Origin of the sequence: Paenibacillus silagei, from assembly GCF_017874735.1 — a bacterium.
GTDB lineage: Bacteria > Bacillota > Bacilli > Paenibacillales > Paenibacillaceae > Paenibacillus_AQ > Paenibacillus_AQ silagei.
Window position 1 is genome coordinate 212,189 of record NZ_JAGGLV010000008.1, and the last position, 19,491, is coordinate 231,679.

The following is a 19,491-nucleotide window of genomic DNA, read 5'->3' on the forward strand; positions in this document are numbered from 1 at the left end:
CAGATAAGAACGTCATCTTTCCGCCCGCGACCACTGGAGTTTACCGCGCCAGCCCCTGGTAGCTTTGGATTTCGTCATGATATGGTGACTCATCCGGCTGGCACAGCATCGAATCCAGTTCGTGTACTTTGGCCCGCGCTTTTGCCTCCGGCTTCCTTCAGATTCCACCTCACGATGGATAGCCTTACCCTTGGCTAGCGGTAGGCGCTCGCCAGCCCCGTTCGGGACTTTCACCCTAAAGATAACGCCCAATGCTGGGCGTACATATAATAAAAGGCAGCCAATTAGCGGCCTTTTTGCTAAGAGTTACTAACCTCAGCTGCTATCTTCATCGTCTTGACCATGTGATATTCTTTCTTCACAATCTCTTCGAGTTTTACGATCGCTTGATCACGAACACTATTAGATGCGATCATTTTAATAACTGTCGTTCTATAAATTTCCCATAAACGACTTAGGTCCATGCTTTGTTCTGCTAACTGCTTATAGAGATTTGTATGGGCCGATTGATCTTCTAGTAACTTAAAAAGCCTGTTATTCTTCTTATGATTCTGTGCAAAAGAACTGCTTCTCAAGGCAAATATGCTAGTTTCGTTTAAATTACCTACAAGTTCTTCGAATTCTTCTACATAATCGGTCAACGCTTTTAGTCCCAGCTGATAATGAAGACCATATTGCTCAAGAAAAACGACTTTATCCTCCAATAGATTGCTTCTGAGTTCTGAGATAAACGAGTCCTGTACTGAAAAATCATGGTTAAAATTCCTTATCGATCCTTCATGCACAGAAACCATTATGAATCTAACTTTTCTGCCGCTTGTAATTTGATATTGTGTAGATTCCACAATGACTTCAAGTGGAGTTTGATAATCGTGCATTCGCCCTGGGGATAAGCAATCTTCAATTACTGTGTATGCCTCCCCACTCGCACATTTTCCATGAATAAATGTCGGATGGATAAAATGTATTTTACCGGCTTCTCTTCCACTGGAATAAAAAAAGCGGTCCACATCGAGAAAGACATATTTCTTCTTGTCTAAAGCGCCTTGAATCATCTCATCCAGGAAAGGGATATCAGATTGCTCAAGAAGCTGATCCTCAAAGCGAAGATAATGATAGAGCTGTTCCGTGTCATATTGAACCTTCGGCAGCATTAATCCTTGATGAAGCAAGCTTTCAAAATTGTCTTCGGGGAATGTCTGGTTGATGAGTTTTTTCCAGTACTGCGTTTTAAAAGTCAGAGGCAGCTTCTCGAACGATGAATGATGACTAATGAGAATCGACATCAAGTTATTATTGACACAATCAAGCCATATGTCATTATAAGGAAAAATCCGATGGGTAGGTGTCACATGGTCAACTCCCTATGATGAACTCACTGATTAGGTTGATAGCCAGCTCACATCATTTAACGTACCGTCAGGGCGAAGAATAACTTCTTTTGGAAGAGCATGAGACAGAAAATGAACATTGCCGCAGGTTAAGCCATATGCCCCCATATGGGGAAACGCGATCCAATCCCCCGGCTCTAGAGGGGGTAGTATGACGCTGCCTTGCAGCACATCTGCGGGAGTGCACAATTTACCGCAAACATTGTAGGAGATCCGGCCTTCTCCTTCACCGGATTCGTATAGCTTGCGCTCCCCCGCCTTCCAAAGCTGAAGAGGCAGAGGCTGCTTGAAGCTTCGTCCCATCAGGCTGGAAAAAGCCTTATGGTGGGTTCCCCCATCGACAATGGCGAAGGCTTTGCCTCTGGAGAGCTTGGTGTACAGCACTCTGACCGCATAAATCCCCATAGTTGCGGCAATTCGTCGCCCTGATTCTACGAATACCATTTTGAGTTCCAGATCCCGGTTGCGCTCTAACTCCCCGGCAAGATACGCCCCGAAAGCTTCGACAGGAAACGGCTCATCGCCTTCAAACATGGGAACGCCGAAACCGCCGCCGAGCCCTAAGCATCGAAGCTGCAGGCCGAATTGGTTTCGCACCTGCCGGGTGAGACCGAACATCATCGGAACACTCTCCCGATAAAAGTCGAGGTGAAAATTTTGCGTGCCCTGGTACGTATGCAATCCGATCAGCTCTAGCCCTTCAAGGGTAATGGCGGTGTGCACCGCTTCATTAATTTCACTGTCGTCGATGCCAAACTGGGAGGCAAGTCCGACTGATGACATACGCGAGCCTTTGGCTCCAGTAGACAAATTGACCCTTAACATAACGGGAGCGGCCATACCAAGCGCAACCGCTTCATCGTGAATGACGAATAGCTCCGGGATGGACTCCGCATTAATCGCGTAGATCCCATGGCGAAGCACATGATGAATCTCGTCCGCGCTTTTGCCCGGTCCGGTAAACACGATGCTGTTCGGATGTACCCCGTTAGAGCGGGCAATCTCATATTCCCCAACCGATGCGACTTCGATCGGCGAACCCCAGCCGTTGATGAGACGGCATACCTCCGGATTGGGGTTGACTTTCATGGAATAATATAGCGTCACATCCTTGGGTAAAGCGTCTCGCAGCGAAAAATAATCGGAGGCCAGCTTGCCCTCGTCATATACATAAACGGGTGATCCAAACGGCTCGGCTGCTTTCAGCCAAAAGGGTTGGCCCACTTCCTGCTGATTAGACAGTCGTTGTGAACCCATAGTCATATGACAGCTCCCCTCCATTCCATGATTGCTTCCTCCAGCCCTTGACGGGCAAGCTTCTCAGCTTCATCGTCCACACCCCAGCTCAGAGTCGAGACCCGGCAAGGCCGGATACGGTCTGCCGATTCCCCATCACGGTGGAAACCATACACGAATGCCCCGCCTTGTCCGGCAGAGATCCTTATCGAGGTCACCTTTTCGGCAAATTCTGCAAATGTGGCTCCAGGGTGGAGCTTGAAATCATAGGATTGAGTCTCCATTCTAGGAAACCCGCGTTCGAGCAAGTGCTTGCGGATCTTCAGCAAATACGTGACCATGGTCAGACGGGCGTTGATCTCAATAACCGGTATTAAAGTTCCGTCTTCATCCAGTATGGAGTCTACCCCGATGAAACCCTCGTAGCCCCGGGAATGTAAAGATTTCCCTAGCTGTTGCAGCTGTTCGGTATAAGCTACGATCAAGGATTCAGGAAGGTCCGGGTGCAGCCGGCTCCCCCTGTAAACTCCTGCATCCGTAATCCTCTGCTCGGTCATAGCCAGGATCTCGCAATCGGTTCCCCCCAGCCAGAGCTGTGCCGTCAGATGGCGCTCGACCTGATGCCAGCGTTCCACCGTCACCACCGGTTGCCCGCCTCCCCGGGAGATCTGCCTCTGTAAATATCCGAGCAGCGTCTCCAAATCCGCGCCCCGATGGATATGGAACAGCGCTTTGCCGGAAGAACCGTAAGCGGTTTTTACAACCAGCCGGGCTCCAGGATGCCGTCCCTCCAACTCGGCGCAAGAACGGCGGATCGCGTCAAGCCCCTCGCATATCCTGCCGTCGCTGACTGGAAAGCCGATTTCTTCGCATAATTTACGCGTTGCGATCTTGCTGTTCAGTTCCACGGACAATTGGGCTGGCGGGCCGATCCAGCTCCCTCCGCTTTCCTTGAGAAACTGCTCCTCCTGCTCGTCCATCAAGTAAGGAACAGCAATCCGGTGGCGAAACTCACCGGTATATTCAGACCGTGTGCCAATCGCGATGGATGGCATGATTATCTTCTCTTCTTCCAAATAAGCTAGGAATTCAGGATCCGGAGCCTCTTTCAGGAGAACAAGATCATCCCGGTCAGCCAAATAAATCTGGTAGAGATCCATTTGCGATACGAGCCGGTCTCCGGACGCATTGCTAATTTGGGGTAAGCGAATCGCTTGCGCGGCTTTTCCTTGTTCCCAATTGATATTGGAGTACCAGAGCTTCGGTGCGCGCGTTCCGGTCAGATGCTCCACATAAGGTGCGTTATTCATGTTCCCGTCACCTCCACTTTCTCCGGCTTGAGACCGGACTCCAGCCCTTTAAGCCAGCCTAGCTCCGACTTTAAGATTTGAAAAGGGTTGGCTCCGAACCATTCCAGAGCTACCGGGGCCTGGGTAGGGTCCAGGATCAGGCGCTTCATGATGGCTTGGCAGTCCATTTCTCCATCGGCCAAGGCTACAATACCTCTGCGGCTGCCGCTCGGAGAATAGATATTGTCAGGAGAGAATACTTCGAGCCATTGCCGGGCTTCCACATTCTTCAGATGGATATTGACCATCCATGGCTTCAGGCGTTCGTAGGCGGCAAGGGGATCAGCGCCCGATTCCCACATGTGCAGAAAGTCCAAATTCAGCTTCAAGGCAGGGTGGCTGGTCTGCCTGAGCAGCTGAAGTGTGGAATCTAAGCCGTCGGCAGCGGTTCCCGGATGAGTCTCAACGACGGTATAGACCCCTTCCCTCTCTGCTACGGTGCAGAGGAATTTTAGACGTTCGGTGCAAAGCTCCCAGTCCTTCTCATCAAGAGATTGACTGCTCAGGCTTCCGGCGAAAATCCGCAGCTTATTGGTGTGGAACGCTTTGGCCGCCTGTACGGTGTCCTGCCATTCCTTAAGCAGAACGTCCATTGGGAGATTCCCCATGAGAGGGATATAATCGCTCAGCATGCTGATATCGAGCCCGTAGCTGAACATTTCGTCCAGCATACCTCCCAGCTCCTGTCCCCGTTGGCGAAGCAAAGCCTTGGCATGCACGCCCCACAGTTCTATACCATTGAAGCCCGTATCAAAAGCATAACGGAGCAGCTCCCGGAAGGATACCAGCTCGTGCCGAAAAGAAATCGTGCATAGATTATACTTCAGTCAGATCACCGCCTATTCCATTCATCCAGGCCAGGAATTGAAGCTCCGCATTCTGAATCTCCCGCAGCCTGGCAAGAGCTGAGCGCAGCAGCGCTTCGTCCCCGATGTTTTTGCGGTATTTCACAAGCAGGAAATTCAGTGTCGTCCATAACTTCACGATCCCGCTGATCCGGTTCGTCCCTTCCAGCGCCTGCCCCTTGTCCATCACGCCCAGCCCGGTAAAACTCTTCCATATGGAGGACCGGAGCTTGGTTATGGAAGCAATGCCGATCGAGTTCTGGCTCAACCAGTTCGACGTTTGTTCCGGGCTTAAAGCTAGAGATTCCTGCAAATCCCGGGCAAAGCTGTCCAATGCGGCGGTACCCGAACTGTATTGAGAACGGACATACATTTCGTAGTTTCGCTTGGCTGCATAGGCGAAGATATCATGCTTGCCGGGTGACTCGAAGACCTTCCCTTCTTGATCCGGCTGAAGCTCGTAGAAAATGATTTCCTCCTCTCCCGGCTCCGCCGATGCCCGCATAAGCTCTTCACCGGTCAGGAATCCGTTGAAATCGACAATGGGATCGAATACTCTGAAGGCGTTACGCACTTCATCGAAGCTATCTACGAGGATATAATGCTCGAATCCGCTCTCCGCCATGCCCAGCATATGGGGTGGGAAAAAATCCAGATCGGATGGGCGGCATTTCACTACCGCACGGTTCCCTGACTGAACAGACTGCTTTAGCGCCTCAGGTCCAGTTCCCTTGTAGACCAGATGGATGCCGTACAGAAAGGGCAAGCTTTTGTTCAATCGCACATGCTGGCTCGCCGTAATAATGCGCGACACATAATTGACATTCCAGTAATCCAGCAGGAACAGATCAGGGTTGGCCCCGGACCGGTATAAGTGGGTCAGGATGCAGGAAGCTGCACATTCCATCGCCGCCAGCTTCAACATTTCCGGCTTGGCAGCCGGCGTATCCGTATGAGACGTCATCTCTTCATTCTCCTTCTTCATTTGAGGAAATACGGCAGACAAAGGACGGTATTTTGCCGCTGACGGGATCGGCTTCGAGCCTTGAGACGGTTTCTATGGACAATTTCACCGGCTTGCCCGCCGCTTGGTGAAGAAAAGCGGATAGCTTGGTCTGTACGTCCCCGAACTCGCTTGGCGGGGCTTCAGTCGCCAGCCGGACGGAAAAAGAGGTGTACGTATTCTGTACGATCTGAAATTGACGGACTCCTCTGGCTGCAGCAAGCTCCCAAAAAAACTTGTCCAAATACCGGAAGACGGCGGAATGCACCTGCGCTCCCGGCAGCCGAATCTGGGATGTTCGAACGGGAAGCAGCCCAAGAAGGAGACGGCCGGTTTCAGGGTCCCTGCGAATACTTCCGATATCCCCTGTCCGGTAACGGACATAAGGCAGACTCCTCATGATCAGCGAGGTGACCAACACTTCGCCGAATTCCCCCTCCTCTACATGGAGTCCGGAGACCGAATCGATAATTTCCACATATACGGCGGACTCATCGATTTCCAGTTGGCCGCTCTGGCCTGCGAACGCGATACACCAGAACTCTTCCAGTCCGTAATAGTCTACGCATGGAACGCGGAACACCTCCTCGATCCGTTCTTTCTGGGAGCCATGCAGCGTTTCGCCCCAGTTCTGGGTAAACAGGAGGGAAGACGGCAACGAATATCCCTCGTCACGCATATATTCGGCCAACGCGCAGAGAGCGGAAGCTCTCCCCTGGATAAAATGAGGATCCTCCCTGATCATCAGCTCTGCATAATGTCTAAGAGACCTGGGCTCCGCCAGCAGACGGTTGCTCAGCAGCAGCATCCGGTGCCTGAGCGGAAGCCCCCACTTTTTTCTATGCTTATACAGGGTCAGGGAGAGCTTCCATATCTCCTCCGGGGTTTTCACGCAGCGCAGCGGCACTCCGGTAGTTCCCGAGGTGAACGATTCGATCACTCTTCCTGCATCGGGATGTTCGAAAAGGGCGCGGTTGCCTGCGATCAAGTGTTTGTCTGTAATCGGCAGCTGATGGAAATCAACGTCCGCATAAGGGTTATAAAACGGATAAGTCCGGCGCAATTCGTCGGCCAGCTCTTGCAATTGGCCCGGGGTGAACACTTTCATGAAGCCACCTTGCGTTCTACAAAATGCAATACGGCCTGGACGCTTCGGAACGATTCCGGGCGAATATCGTCCACATCCAGCTCAAAGCCGAATGTATCCTCCAGAGCCGCCAGAAGCTCCAGAATTTGAATGGAGTCGATTCCCAGATCATCTACCAAAGCATGGTCCAGCTCGACCTCGCTTGTTAGCCTCTTGGCTACAGCGGCTATCGTATCTCTCACCTTAAAGAATAGATCTTCATGCTCGGTGGACATGCTCTTCCTCCTTCACCATAGATTTCAGGGCTTTGCGGTCCAGCTTTCCGCTGGCTGTTCTGGGCAGAGCCGTAACGAAGCGGAATTCCCTGGGACGCAAGGCCGAGGATAGCCGCTTTACGCACCAGGCATGCAGCTCCGGGCTACTGACAGGCTCTGTGGAAGCTTCGGATACTACTACGGCAATCAGACGGTGTCCCCATTGAAGGTCTTCTATTGCCGATACAGCAGCGTCCGCCACCCCAGGCAAGCTTAATAGGACGCTTTCGACCGCTTCCGGGTATACCGTGTGTCCCCCGACAAGGAGAGCGTTATCGGTTCGCCCGGTCAAGTGCAAATATCCATCCCCGTCCAGATACCCGGTATCCCGGGTATGCAGGCCGAGGGGCCCTAGGATCTCGCGGGTGCGATCCGGATCGTCATAATAGCCGATCATCACATTCGGCCCGCGAACGACCACCTCTCCACTCTCCCCTGTTGCAGCTTCCCTTCCGTCCTGAACGATGGCCAGCTCGACGCCGTTAATGGGTATCCCGGCGGATTGCGGTTTCGTCCTCAACTGCGCGTAGGGCAAATACGAGACGCGCGGAGAGGCTTCGGTCAGTCCATACGAGGGCGTCAGCCGCACGTGAGGCAGACGGTCAGCCAGACGAAGGAGCATGACGGCAGGCATCGGGCCGCCGACAATGAGCATCTGCCGGAGCGTGAGCAGATCCTCCGCCGACCATTTGGCGGAATGGATTAGGGGCAGGATCGCAGACGGCACAGTGCATAAGAAGGTCACCTTGTTCGTACGGACGCACTGGATCATCTCGAAGGGATGCACGAAGCCCCCGCTTAGCACAAGATTGGCTCCGGAGGCCATGGCGGCAAACCATTCCCCAACAATGGTCGAGCAGTAACCCAGTGACTTCGAGAGCAGCACGATGTCCTTGTCGCACAGAGACGTGTAGTCCAGGATTGCGTCCACATTGGACAGCATGTTGTGGTCGCTCAGCATGATACCCTTCGGCTCTCCCGTCGAACCGGAGGAGAGGAATATCATACGCGCGGCCTCTGGCGGCGTGTATCGGCGTACCGGCCGCGGAGCAGCGCCGATTCCTGCAACCGGTCCGTTTGCCATACCTGTATACAGGCAGAATGGCAGCTCTTCCCCTTGCATGTTCCATTCCGTAAGGATTGGAAGCTTCTCTTCCGAGACGAACACAACTTCGGGTTCAAATTTGCGGATGAGGCGAAGCATGTCCTGTCCTGGCATGTAGCTGTGGATGGGGAGCGGAATGCCTCCCGCCAAAATGACGGCCCCGATGACAGCCAGACACTCCGGCGTCGGAGCCATCCAGACGGCCCCGATGAAATTCGGTCGCAGCTGCTCCTGCTTCAGCCGTTCAGCGAGCAGGTCCATGCGGTTTCCGAGTTCCGCATAACTTGTAGAGACGGACTCGCCGCTTCGTGCCGCGTAAGTGATTCCCCGGTCATGCCTTCGTGCACGTTGAAACAATTCCCTGAGTGTGCCTGTGCCATTCATACCGTAACCCCCTCTTTATGAGATGCCTGTCCGGCCACAGATGTATCGCGTTCGAAGGTCGATGCCATAGCATAATACTCAGGCGATTGCTTCATGAGCTCTTCGTGGTCGCCTTCCGCCACCAGACAACCGTTCTCCATCACCAGAATACGGTCCGCGTTCATAATGGTTTGCAGGCGATGGGTGGCTACCAGAACCGTCTTGCCCGCCATGGTGTGGCGTATGGAATCCATGAGTTCACTCTCCGTAAGCTGGTCCAAGGCGGAGGTCGGTTCGTCCAGGATAAGAATATCGGGATTATGCAAGAGGGCACGCGCAATAGCCAGCCTCTGCCGCTGTCCGCCAGACAGCTGGAAGCCTTTATGGTCAATCTTCGTGTGGAGTCCTTCAGGCAGTTGATCCAGCAGAGAGCCGAGCCGCGCATTCAGGGCTGCTTGCAGGATCATCTCCTCCGCAGCGTCCAGCTTCCCGACAGCAATATTTTCCATAAGGGTACCCCGGAACAAGTAAGGCTCCTGGAACACGATGCCAACCTTGCGGCTGATCGCGCTGCGGGTCATCTCCTCCAGATTCTGTCCGCCGATGCGAATTTCACCTTCGAGAATGGGCATCATCCCGATAAGCGCACGGAAAAGGGTGGATTTCCCTGCCCCGCTTCGTCCGACGAAAGCATATACCTTGCCCGGAGACAGCGACAGGGATAGATCCTTCAAGATTTCCGTTCCACCGTACCCGACGCGCAGACTGCACACCTCGATATCGGACGGCGTTGCTTCAAGCTGAGGCTCCTTTGCAGGCGAAGCCTGCTTCCTCTCATTTTCCGAATAGAGATCGATCGGGGTCTGGATGAATTGCTCGATTCTGCCCATTGCAACTTCCGCGCCTTGAAGCTCTCTGAAAAAGTTGTTAATCTGCTGTACCGGATTCAGAGCGTTCTGCAGATAGGTTACGGAAGCAACCATCATGCCAACGGTCATAACTTGGTCAAGCACCTGGTAGCTGCCGATCCAATAGATGGCAGCCAGAATCAGGCTAATCACGAAACCACTGATTTGAAACGACATAACGGCATACAGCGTTTCCCGGGTGCTGGCCTTCACCAGCCCCTTGTACATCGTTTCATTCCGCTTCCGTTCCCATCCCTCTAGTCCTAAAGCCCGGATTTCCTGCGAGCTCTCGATCGCTTCATAGAGATAGGCTCCTATCTCTTCATTGTGGGTTCGAACGTCGGACGAATAACGCACCACAGCGTTGCGGAACAGCCCTGGCACCCATAAGAGGAAGGGGATACTAAGCGTCGCAATGATGCCAAGCCGCCAGTCCATATAGAACAGGGTTCCGAGGGAGATCAGCATCATAAACAGCTGTGAGGTAATCTCGACCAGAATGTGATTGAGGAAATTACCCATCGTAGCTGTATCCATCCCGAGCAAGGCCGTGAATTTCCCGGGTCCTTGCTTCTGAATTTCCGGAATGGGAATCTGCCTGACATGCTTCAACAGCTCGTCCCGGATATCCAGCATATTACAGATGCCCAGATAGCGGAACAGACCTACCCGGATAAACAGGAACACGATGGAGAGAACACCGATTCCCAAGGAAAGGCTAAGCAGCGGGACAATCAGGTCACGGTTTCCTTCAATCAGCACGTGGTCGATCAGATAGGCGAAGATTAAGGGCTGAAGCATGACGAGTCCCAATTGCAGGAACGTACAAGCATAAGCGATCAAGGTTAAATTCCATTTGATCTTCACGTAGGGAGCAAGACGTCGGAAGAGTTTAAACGTGTGCATGATGGTTCCTCCCGGCAAAATGTTGAATTAGCGGCTTCACCCTGCGCATCCATTCCTCCGTGTCACCAGGCGGCTGCCAATCCAGAACCGACAACGGCGATTCACTCAAGCAGCCTGTCGCTTCCAATAAGCTGCAATGATAGATTTCGTTCAGTGTTCTCATAGAAGCTTCCAGCAGGGCGGTCTCCTCCCCCTCACCCGCTATCTGTCCAAGGGGAACATTCAGGAGCCTCTGGATCTGCGGCATGATGGTTCGATAGTCGTACATTAGAGCATTGCGCCGCGCGCCTTGCGAGAGATTGCCGTGAAGCTTCTCATCCAGCAGAACCCCGGTGCAGCTGCGAACCAGCCCGTCCAGATCGATCTTCGGCTGTTCACCGGACCAGTCTACCTGGACGAAGGAACCGTCCCCGCCGTCAACAAGCAGCTCCCGGAAACCGTCCCAGCTGGTGCAGACCACAGGAAGGCCGTAGGCTTTCGCTTCCAGAAGGTTGAAGCCAAACGTCTCTCCCGGATCGGTGGAGAGGTTGACCAGCAGGCTGGATTCCCGGAACAGGCGGTCTTTCTCACTCCCATGGACGGGACCTGTAAACTCCACGGCTTGCTCCAGCCTATATTCCGCTACGATGGCTTTAAGCCGTTCTTGATACTGGTCCGCTTCCTGCACAGACCCCGTATATTCTCCGGCAATCGTCAATACCGTGTCCGGGATACGCTGCTTGATTTCCGCCATAGCCGCTAAGAGCACATGAATGTTCTTTACCTCTTCCAGCCGGCCGATGGATAACAGATGTTTACCGGCAAGCGGCTGAACCGGCTCCGCAGCCAGCAAGGTGTCGATGCATAACGGGATCTTATGGGCATGCGCATACCGGGGGGAGATATTCACCAGCGCCTGTCTGCAAGATTCCGTACTGGCAAGCAGCACATCCTGTTCTGTAATCCAAGGCGCACAGGACAGCCAGGTTGTCAGCCAACGGGCGGATGCGACGGAATGGGCGATAACCATGAAGCGAAGCGGAAGCTTGGCGAAGCTCCGGACCAGCATCAGGAAAGGCATGAAATAAGGAGCGTTCACATAAAGCGTATCGATTCCGTATTCCTCGCATAAGCGGGCTAGCCGCTCCGATGCTTGCGGAAGCGAAGACATCGGCTGCTTGGAGAACTGGCGAAGCGAACCCCCGAAGATCTTGGCAAAGCGCACCGGCGGAATGCGGACCAGCTCCGTATATTCAGCCAGATACCCTGTCCATTGGTCATCAATCACCCGTTCGTTCAACCGGGGGGAATGGCCATCGAAGCAGCCCACCCTAGGTCTGCACTCAGCATGTAAATCGAGGTTTCCAGCGGTGATAGACATCGATCAATTCCTCCTTCAGCTGTTGCTCCGTCCTGTGCAGCTGCTCCACCTTATCCACCAGCAGTCCGATTTCTCCGGTTCGTCCCGGCATGGACGTACGGATCACCAGGTAAGCGAGCGTACTCCACATTCTTATGAAGCCTTCCAGCTGCTCCTGATACAGCTCCGTACCTTGATTAAGCGCTTCCGAAAAATATTGATACAGCAGCCCGTAGCTGTATTTGCGTTTGGCGAGGATGCCTAGCTGGGATACAGCATCCTTCAAGGCCCCGGGTGGATACATATCGGGCGACTCCACCGTCTGCATAATCCTCCGCCTCACCGTGCTGGTTAGCGATCGTTCACCCGGATCGGTCTCGATCGTATCCTCGAAGATTCTCGCCACCTCGTGAGCGTCCGGCGCATGGAGCCATTCGGGATGAAGCAGCAGTCCCCCGCCCAACTCATTGCTCAGAAAAGCATCGTGTACATGGCTCGCGGCCACTAACCCTTCCCACTCAAAATAGCGGTCGTATACCACGAATTGATCGCCCCGCGTTCCGTGTACGATGACAAAATGGGGCTGATGCATGGTTTGAAACGTTCTTTTTTGATAGGGCATATGAAACAGGTCGAGCTGTACCAAAACAGGAAGCTCCGGATAACGCCGCAGGACCTCCAGGAACTTCTTCAGGTTGACGAGCTTTTCGGCCCCGTAATCATACCACTCCACGGCCCCTTCCCCGTACAGACGGGTGAACAGCCGCAAATATTCCGACGGGGTGATGTCCGCTGAGAAATAGGTCAGCTTGCCGTCCTCCGTAACGCTGAATGGCGCGTCCCAAGCACCGATATAGAGCGGACGTTCATCCCACCCGGCTTGCTCCAAGCCATAACCGAGTCCGTTCAGAAAGCAATGGGCTTGTTTCACATCAAACCTCGGTTTGAACGGCCCGTTTGGCCAAGATGCGCTGTGAGATCAAGCGCGCGGTGGCGAAGTTCTCCTGCAGAAGCTCGTCGTCCTCGTAAAAAATCTCGTACTGCTGTTCAATCTGCATCATCAGGTTGACCAGCAGCACCGAATCCACGCCTGCATCCTCCAATGGGGAGTCCCCATTCAATTCCTCCGCCAGCTCCGGTCTGGAGGTCAAATCGGCCACCCGGTCAATCACGAATTGTATGATATCCTGTTCATTCACGTTCATCATCATATCCATCCTTTTCTATGATCTTAAGATTTGGTTTCCACTTGGGCGATGGGCTCCCCCTTAAGGGCATGGATGAAATCGACTAAAGAACCGACCGTTTGGAAGACGGCAGGATCCAAATCCTCCTCGGGAACAGTTACGCTGAACACTTCCTCGATGTAGACCACCAATTGGAGTACCATGATCGAATCTACGTTTAAATCTTCGTACAGCCGGTCTTCCTCTTTAATGACGTCCGGGAGAGCGAGCTCCAATTGTTCGGACATGACCTGCCTCAATTGAGCTATCGTTTGTTCCTTATCCATGAATACCATACTCCTCTTCTACCAATTGTTTTCGCATAACCTTCCCTGTACTCGTCTTCGGAATGTCCTCCGTAAAAGCAATAAAGCCCGGAACTTTATAAGCAGGCAGAAACCGCGCGCACCACCTCTTCACCTCCTCCTGAGACAGCGCATCGCCCTTCCGGACGATTCGGGCTTTGACAGCTTCCCCCCAAACGGGATGCGGAGCCTTGTGCACGACAGCTTCCTGAACGCCGTCCAGCCTTCGGATGACATCCTCCACCTCGGAGGGAGCTACCTTCAGTCCTGACACATTAATCAGATCATCCATCCGGCACTGGACATGAAGCCTGCCGCCCGACCAATAGCCCAAATCTCCGGTATGAATCCGGCGTCCGCCAGTAGTAATGATAATTTCATCCGGCTGCTCCGGGGTTCCGGGCCTTTCAATTGCCATATGCTCCAGCAAAATCCCGGCATCCGTAGAACCGGAGGGCCGGTCGCCAAGCGAGATGCAGCCCGCCTCAGAGCACCCGTATTGCTGGATCACCTCCACCCCTGCACCCCCAAGCCTGTTCAGCAGTTCTGCTGACATCGGAGAACCAGAGGATACCAGCTTTCTAAGAAGCACCTTCTCTCTCATCAGGCTGAGCAGAATTTGAAAGAGGAAGGGCACCGCATATACCACATGGCGATCATGCTGCTGCATGAGATGCAGGGCGAACTTGGGGTTCTTGTCCGTCACGATAACCGGCTCTACACCGCGCTTAAGTGCGGAAAGCGTGCCTGTGATGAATCCGAAGGAATGGGATACGGGCACCAGAATGATCGGTGTATCCTCCCCGCTGCAGGGCAGCAGCTTGTTGTAGGCCTCGATTTCCATTTGCACATGAGACCAAGACCGTTCCACTAACTTGGGAGCGCCGGTCGTGCCTGAGCTGAATTGAAGCAAGGACGGCTCCCCGTTAATCCGATCCAGGCGTGAGTGCAGAGGGTGAAAGACGGTGCTGCCTCCTGCGTCGGTCAGCAGACCCGTACAGCCTGCGTCATCGGCTTGACTGAGAGCGGTTTCAATCGGGGTGTCGCCGTTGATCAGAAGCACCGAACCCTCATTCCTAATCATCAGCTCCGTGGCGGCCAGAATATTCGCCGGTTCCTTCATGCATACAGCTGTCCGCCGTTTCTTCCAAGCAGAGGAACCCAATAATGCGTATATCGCGTGTATTCGACGTTCCAGTTCATGCTGGTCATAATGTTCTTTATTAACAATGAACATGGGGTCTCCTTTCCCATGAGATTTTTTTACTTCTTTGAGTATTTTCGCCACATAACGACGTTTTCCTTCTCTTTTAGTGAATAGTGCTTTCTTGTCATTGCAGCCGCATCTCAATTGCCTTCATCTTTATTTCAAAATTGTACGTTATTCCGTTCCCTTTCCATCATAACGAAAAGCACCCCATATAGTTTTCATCATTATAAACACCAGGTGTTTATCCAATGTCGACTATAAGGGGTGCACTTCAATGTAGAAGGGGTTCGTTTTTTTACTGATAAATGGGTTTCACAATAGCTTGTTAAAGAGAATAGAGGGTTAAGCATAATTCGTCAACGTCTTCTTTGCTTATTCCTGCAGCTTGCTTTACTTAGAGCACTAGTGATTTACATTTTCCCTCCGGACGGTCATAATTGTCGGTCTACCATTATGGATTCTATTTCATTAGCCTTAAAAGCCCAAGAATTAACATTAAAAACGATGAAAATTCTGCAGTCTCCAGGCCGCAGCGGTACGCCCTGGCATAAAGTGACATCCAAATTATCCTAAAAAATACTTTATTGTAAATTTGGTGAAGTATAGCAAAATCAGATACAACCAACAAGGGCTAATAATACAAACATTTAACTTTGATTGTTTCTTATACGCTGATTTATAGTGCTTTTATATACATTATTAGCATGTAGTAATTAAATCATTACTTGTGATTAGAATATGTTGCAATCGGTATACCAAAAGGTCAGTATTATGGGGTCATGTAGTTACAAACTGAGCAACCAAATGTGAGAGGCAGAGTAGTTTGTTTCGAATAATCGTAGAGCATTGGGGACACCTACGGTCGGATCAGTTTGTTTCGACTTCGCATTTTCCGGGAGTAGCCTGGTGCGGAGATGAAACCAGATGGTAAAGTGTATGGAAAAAATGAAGTGATAGTTAACAGAGACATCTCCTGCAGTTTACCACCGGCGAACACATCATCTATCATGGGCCCTTCTTCACTACCCAGTTTTGAAGCTGGCTAATCCTCCACTATTCTCAGTATCAGCAGCTTCCTTAACCTTAGGTACAGGCGGATATGGTATATCCTGAGCTAATTGGGTGATGTGTCTTGCAGTTTTTTTGGAATTCGGATATACGGCTGTTTGGGTGATCCTGAAGTATAATGTATACTGCTTCCGTCAGCCTCCGATACGTCCGGCGACGTGGCAGTAAATGACCTGCATGAAGCCGCCGGCTTAACCAACCATCCTGCCGAAAACACTCTCACCAATAACTGCCTTAGGCCTAAGATATTAGAGAGCAGTATAACACTAGTTGTACCTCAGAAGACATCTCGCCTTTAGTGTCAAAGTGCCGCTGCAGAGCCAGACGGAATTTTGGCTGTGCAGACTGGTGATCCACAGATTTCGGTACGCAGGATAACGATAAGATAGTGTTTACCCTCTATAGCAGCTTCCTCATGCCGCGATCTAGGACCAATTAAATTGATAGCATTTAGTTATAATATGCATATTTAGGTCCGCTACAACATTTCAAAAACACTTTAATTCTTTATGGGACTCGTTGATTTAACTAATAACACCAATAATCCATAACGTTATCGTAATGTTATGGGTTATTGGTTAAACTATACCCTTTTTATCACGTTATCTATAAAGGTGAAGGTCAAAACTACTTAATAGATTAAACACTACCTCTCCCTTAACCCCATCGTGCAGTAATAAAATATCAACCCATCACTGGTATCCATACACATCATAAAACAATTAAACATAACGTTAAAATACATATGCACAATATGGCATATAATAGATTTTGTTTTTGTATATTAAATTATTTTAAGAAAAAGAGAGAAGACTGCCAAACGGCCTCGATATTTACTGACTTATTGAAAAATTATCGAAATTTTACTGCGTTAAGACATTTCTTCTACATACCGTATTACCTTTTTAAATTTTGAAAAACTAAACTACCTCCAAGATCCAAGATTTTCTTATTTTTTGTGAATATTGAATACTGCCTACGGGGTAATATTTGTCTTAATATATCATCACTATAGAAAAACCTAAGGCATTCCTCAAAAGCTAAATTCTGCAGAACATCACATTTTCGATTATCCAATATAGGTAATTCACTTTCAATTAACTGATCAATTAATAAACGATAAATATTGGGCAATTTTTTAAAGGTCCCTTTTTGCTTTTGGTCACGTCTTAACACTTCGATCATACCGATATCCTCTAATTTTTTTACTAAACGTATGGTTGTTCGAATGCTGATGCGTGCTGCTAACGCCATCTGTTCGTAAGTCATGTAAAAATTTCCATTCTCTTCAGCAGCCCAACGTTTCGAATGTATTAGGATTGAATACATAAGTATTTTTAAATTTTTTTCTATACAATTTTTAATTATTGCATCAATCTCTGGTGTACTCACTACTAGTTCCTTCTCATTTTTGAAAAGGGATAAGTTATTGGAGTAAACAAAATCAGTTACATTACTAGCATCTTTAAGGCACTCATCCCAACTTGTTTTATAAAATTGCTCATTCTGAATTTCTAGCCAGTTCATTATCTCTATCTTCGCCTCATCAGGTCTAACTCCGTTATGATTCATTAATCTAGCCAACAACATAAATGAATTGTGGCGTTGACCCGATCCGGACATTCCGTTCTGATACAGATTAGAAGCATGAGCAAATGTAAATTCATTAGGCTTATCAATTATTTGATAATCAGTATTTGCATGACCTTTTGCTCGAGTTCCACTAGATAAATCAAAATTTATTTTATTTTTAAGTTCGTCCGGATAATACTCATTTAAAACATTTAGAATGTTCTCTGCTTTAGATTTCCTTATAGAAGTTAGGTATTCGGTAGATTCGTTTTTATTAAACACTCGCATCCCTTCTTCTACACAGCAGAACCCGCAAAATTCTTTTGTTATTTGATGTACTCCAAGTGGGATTTTAACTCCTAGTGAATTGGAAGGCCTGTACTCAACTTGCCCCTGTTCTGTTCGTCCAGTAGGTATTTCTGCGCAAAATAATATAAAGTGAAAAAATCGAAGTGCCAGTGTATTGCTAATTGCCTTATCTAAAAAAATCTCAATGTGGTAACCTTTCTTTCCACTAAAAGAAACCACATATTCTCCAAAGCCTTTACAAAAAAGAGCATTCGTAATTTTATAGGCCATCCACTTTGCATACTCTATATTTTCACAATCGATATCAAAGCAAATAAATTTTGTTCTGTATCTGTCTGAAAATGTACCAATCGTCTGACCGCCTAAAAGGTGTTTGCTCAATTGAAAGCGACCAAGAGTTATATCTGGTTGGTTATGTACATATTCACCATTTTTAAGCTGAATAAGAAATTTCTTATTCTGAATCAAATAAAGATCAAAAATTTTGTCAATTACTATCTGCATCAGGTCCGTCCTCCTTAATGTACATTTTTGAGATGTGAAGTGAATATAGAAGAAAGCCCCTGAATGACAGGGGCGAAGAACGATGAATTAAAAAGGTTATTAACTACGGCAATGCTCACAAACTATAGAACCACTACGAATGTGCGATGATATCCATACTCGACCATGTCGCATATTACGAAAATGACCTCGGACAGAATGTGCGGATCTATCGTGCTCTCTTACGCGTGTGGAACGAGGGAAATAACATATCTTCAAGTGAAGACCTCCTTTTTTAAAAACTCAGAGAGGTCAGTATTGCTATAAACCAAAAATCCTTTCTATCAGGGCTATATATTAATGGCTAAAGTTCATTCGAAATGAAGTACAGAAACAATTCTAAGTAATGTCTAAAAATCGAAAAAACTTGACAATAGACAATATTTTTTGATATATTGGTTCCTGTAAACATTTATAGTTATGTAGGTGAATGAAATTAGTGAATTCTGATGCTACCAACATCAGAAAACCATTGAGCACCCAATTAGCAATATGTCTCTCCTGTTATGTTACTTAGTAACTTTTGTTTCTAAGAACAATTATACCAGGTTTATTTCTATTTGTCAAGTTAATGATAGAATAGATTTTGAGACATACAAAAAGAACCACACAGTGTGGTTCTTTTTGTATGTCTCTTTTGCTTGGTTTCCATATGCCTCGGACGAATCCCAACAGAACGAGCGGTTCCATCCATACGCCAAACAAAACAGGTGGTTTGCCATCAGCCGCATATCTGACATCAGCGTGGCGGCCCTGATTGCTTTCGTATCAAGCCAGGTGGGATGTTCCCATCCGAAGGATAACCTGAATGCTTCCGAGTAAAGCAGGGAAAGTCACTGCTAAAGGCGATATCCCAATCACTGGGCTTCTCACACGCAGGGTTGCTACAGGCCGAAAACGAGGAATATAAAAAAAGGCGCGTATGCTACTTCTTTAATTTCTGGTAAATGTGATACCTTGAGTTGTTAATCCAGCGAAATACCCATCTTTTTGGCAATGCTTCTGATCAATGGTTCTCCTACTGAGGCCATATGATCGCGTATCGTTTGAACATTATTTTCACCTAGGTTAACACTCATATAAATCGGAACCATAAATTTATTGAAGATTGCTGTTGCCTCACCTTAGTGTGCCGGTTTAGGCGGCACAAGAGATGGTTCTGCGTCAATCTCATCAACCAGAAGAATACCTGGAACGATACCAAGCTTATCACAGAAATCCACTAACTCAGAAACTGTTAAAAGTATAAAGTTTCTGATTTTTGTCGCTGCAATTTCAAATTCACTAGCAGTCTCAAACCGATCACGGTAATGTTCAAAAGGCACCCCTTTAGCGCTTAGAGCTTTCCGGATGGCTTGGATACCTAGAACTATAGGCCCCGTAAGGTCCATTGCTAAAAAGAGACCCTTCCG

General features: G+C 49.3%; 16 protein-coding genes. All 16 read right to left on the reverse strand.

Annotation, left to right across the window (positions count from 1 at the left end; genetic code table 11):
* Positions 1-299: 299 nt before the first annotated feature.
* Positions 300-1,352: a hypothetical protein gene (locus tag J2Z70_RS14400; RefSeq protein WP_209874023.1), complete on the reverse strand. Its 1,053-nt coding sequence runs from the start codon at positions 1,350-1,352 to the stop codon at positions 300-302.
* A 30-nt stretch (positions 1,353-1,382) separates the two neighbouring features.
* Positions 1,383-2,648, reverse strand: coding sequence for a type III PLP-dependent enzyme domain-containing protein (locus J2Z70_RS14405; RefSeq protein ID WP_209874026.1), 1,266 nt, complete (start codon positions 2,646-2,648; stop codon positions 1,383-1,385).
* Positions 2,649-2,650: 2 nt separating this feature from the next.
* Positions 2,651-3,937, reverse strand: coding sequence for an ATP-grasp domain-containing protein (locus J2Z70_RS14410; RefSeq protein WP_209874029.1), 1,287 nt, complete (start codon positions 3,935-3,937; stop codon positions 2,651-2,653).
* Positions 3,934-4,803 carry a sugar phosphate isomerase/epimerase family protein gene (locus tag J2Z70_RS14415; RefSeq protein WP_209874213.1) on the reverse strand — a complete coding sequence of 290 codons (870 nt, stop codon included), beginning with the start codon at positions 4,801-4,803 and terminating at the stop codon, positions 3,934-3,936. Before J2Z70_RS14415 ends, J2Z70_RS14410 begins: the two co-directional genes overlap by 4 nt.
* On the reverse strand, positions 4,793-5,785 hold the full coding sequence (locus J2Z70_RS14420; RefSeq protein ID WP_209874032.1) for an EF-hand domain-containing protein: 993 nt from the start codon (positions 5,783-5,785) through the stop codon (positions 4,793-4,795). The genes J2Z70_RS14415 and J2Z70_RS14420 overlap by 11 nt, the downstream gene beginning before the upstream one ends.
* Before the next feature lie 4 nt (positions 5,786-5,789).
* Positions 5,790-6,932 carry a phenylacetate--CoA ligase family protein gene (locus J2Z70_RS14425; RefSeq protein WP_209874035.1) on the reverse strand — a complete coding sequence of 381 codons (1,143 nt, stop codon included), beginning with the start codon at positions 6,930-6,932 and terminating at the stop codon, positions 5,790-5,792.
* On the reverse strand, positions 6,929-7,186 hold the full coding sequence (locus J2Z70_RS14430; protein ID WP_209874037.1) for an acyl carrier protein: 258 nt from the start codon (positions 7,184-7,186) through the stop codon (positions 6,929-6,931). The genes J2Z70_RS14425 and J2Z70_RS14430 overlap by 4 nt, the downstream gene beginning before the upstream one ends.
* A complete protein-coding gene (locus J2Z70_RS14435; RefSeq protein WP_209874040.1) occupies positions 7,170-8,714 on the reverse strand; it encodes a class I adenylate-forming enzyme family protein in 1,545 nt (514 codons plus the stop codon). The genes J2Z70_RS14430 and J2Z70_RS14435 overlap by 17 nt, the downstream gene beginning before the upstream one ends.
* Positions 8,711-10,507, reverse strand: a complete 1,797-nt coding sequence (locus J2Z70_RS14440; protein ID WP_209874043.1) for an ABC transporter ATP-binding protein — start codon at positions 10,505-10,507, stop codon at positions 8,711-8,713. The genes J2Z70_RS14435 and J2Z70_RS14440 overlap by 4 nt, the downstream gene beginning before the upstream one ends.
* Positions 10,494-11,867, reverse strand: a complete 1,374-nt coding sequence (locus J2Z70_RS14445; protein ID WP_209874046.1) for a glycosyltransferase family 4 protein — start codon at positions 11,865-11,867, stop codon at positions 10,494-10,496. The genes J2Z70_RS14440 and J2Z70_RS14445 overlap by 14 nt, the downstream gene beginning before the upstream one ends.
* The gene (locus J2Z70_RS14450) at positions 11,830-12,777 is read right to left on the reverse strand and encodes a DUF6005 family protein (protein ID WP_209874049.1); all 948 of its coding nucleotides are present in this window, start codon (positions 12,775-12,777) and stop codon (positions 11,830-11,832) included. The genes J2Z70_RS14445 and J2Z70_RS14450 overlap by 38 nt, the downstream gene beginning before the upstream one ends.
* A gap of 1 nt (position 12,778) precedes the next feature.
* A complete protein-coding gene (locus J2Z70_RS14455) occupies positions 12,779-13,051 on the reverse strand; it encodes an acyl carrier protein (RefSeq protein ID WP_209874052.1) in 273 nt (90 codons plus the stop codon).
* A 26-nt stretch (positions 13,052-13,077) separates the two neighbouring features.
* Positions 13,078-13,359, reverse strand: coding sequence for a phosphopantetheine-binding protein (locus J2Z70_RS14460; RefSeq protein WP_209874055.1), 282 nt, complete (start codon positions 13,357-13,359; stop codon positions 13,078-13,080).
* On the reverse strand, positions 13,352-14,500 hold the full coding sequence (locus tag J2Z70_RS14465; protein WP_209874058.1) for an AMP-binding protein: 1,149 nt from the start codon (positions 14,498-14,500) through the stop codon (positions 13,352-13,354). Before J2Z70_RS14465 ends, J2Z70_RS14460 begins: the two co-directional genes overlap by 8 nt.
* 2,052 nt (positions 14,501-16,552) lie before the next feature.
* Positions 16,553-18,040 (reverse strand): TOTE conflict system archaeo-eukaryotic primase domain-containing protein, encoded by a 1,488-nt coding sequence (locus J2Z70_RS14470; RefSeq protein WP_209874062.1) that lies wholly within the window; start codon positions 18,038-18,040, stop codon positions 16,553-16,555.
* Between the two features lie 1,163 nt (positions 18,041-19,203).
* On the reverse strand, positions 19,204-19,470 hold the full coding sequence (locus J2Z70_RS14475; protein WP_209874065.1) for a hypothetical protein: 267 nt from the start codon (positions 19,468-19,470) through the stop codon (positions 19,204-19,206).
* Between the last annotated feature and the right edge of the window lie 21 nt (positions 19,471-19,491).

What these genes read in the sequence shown, in the direction of transcription:
- J2Z70_RS14405 (WP_209874026.1), bottom strand. Translation starts at nt 2,648, where the DNA reads ATGGGTTCACAACGACTGTCTAATCAGCAGGAAGTGGGCCAACCCTTT.
- J2Z70_RS14410 (WP_209874029.1), bottom strand. Translation starts at nt 3,937, where the DNA reads ATGAATAACGCACCTTATGTGGAGCATCTGACCGGAACGCGCGCACCG.
- J2Z70_RS14420 (WP_209874032.1), bottom strand. Translation starts at nt 5,785, where the DNA reads ATGACGTCTCATACGGATACGCCGGCTGCCAAGCCGGAAATGTTGAAG.
- J2Z70_RS14425 (WP_209874035.1), bottom strand. Translation starts at nt 6,932, where the DNA reads ATGAAAGTGTTCACCCCGGGCCAATTGCAAGAGCTGGCCGACGAATTG.
- J2Z70_RS14430 (WP_209874037.1), bottom strand. Translation starts at nt 7,186, where the DNA reads ATGTCCACCGAGCATGAAGATCTATTCTTTAAGGTGAGAGATACGATA.
- J2Z70_RS14435 (WP_209874040.1), bottom strand. Translation starts at nt 8,714, where the DNA reads ATGAATGGCACAGGCACACTCAGGGAATTGTTTCAACGTGCACGAAGG.
- J2Z70_RS14440 (WP_209874043.1), bottom strand. Translation starts at nt 10,507, where the DNA reads ATGCACACGTTTAAACTCTTCCGACGTCTTGCTCCCTACGTGAAGATC.
- J2Z70_RS14445 (WP_209874046.1), bottom strand. Translation starts at nt 11,867, where the DNA reads ATGTCTATCACCGCTGGAAACCTCGATTTACATGCTGAGTGCAGACCT.
- J2Z70_RS14455 (WP_209874052.1), bottom strand. Translation starts at nt 13,051, where the DNA reads ATGAACGTGAATGAACAGGATATCATACAATTCGTGATTGACCGGGTG.
- J2Z70_RS14460 (WP_209874055.1), bottom strand. Translation starts at nt 13,359, where the DNA reads ATGGATAAGGAACAAACGATAGCTCAATTGAGGCAGGTCATGTCCGAA.
- J2Z70_RS14465 (WP_209874058.1), bottom strand. Translation starts at nt 14,500, where the DNA reads ATGAAGGAACCGGCGAATATTCTGGCCGCCACGGAGCTGATGATTAGG.
- J2Z70_RS14470 (WP_209874062.1), bottom strand. Translation starts at nt 18,040, where the DNA reads ATGCAGATAGTAATTGACAAAATTTTTGATCTTTATTTGATTCAGAAT.
- J2Z70_RS14475 (WP_209874065.1), bottom strand. Translation starts at nt 19,470, where the DNA reads ATGGACCTTACGGGGCCTATAGTTCTAGGTATCCAAGCCATCCGGAAA.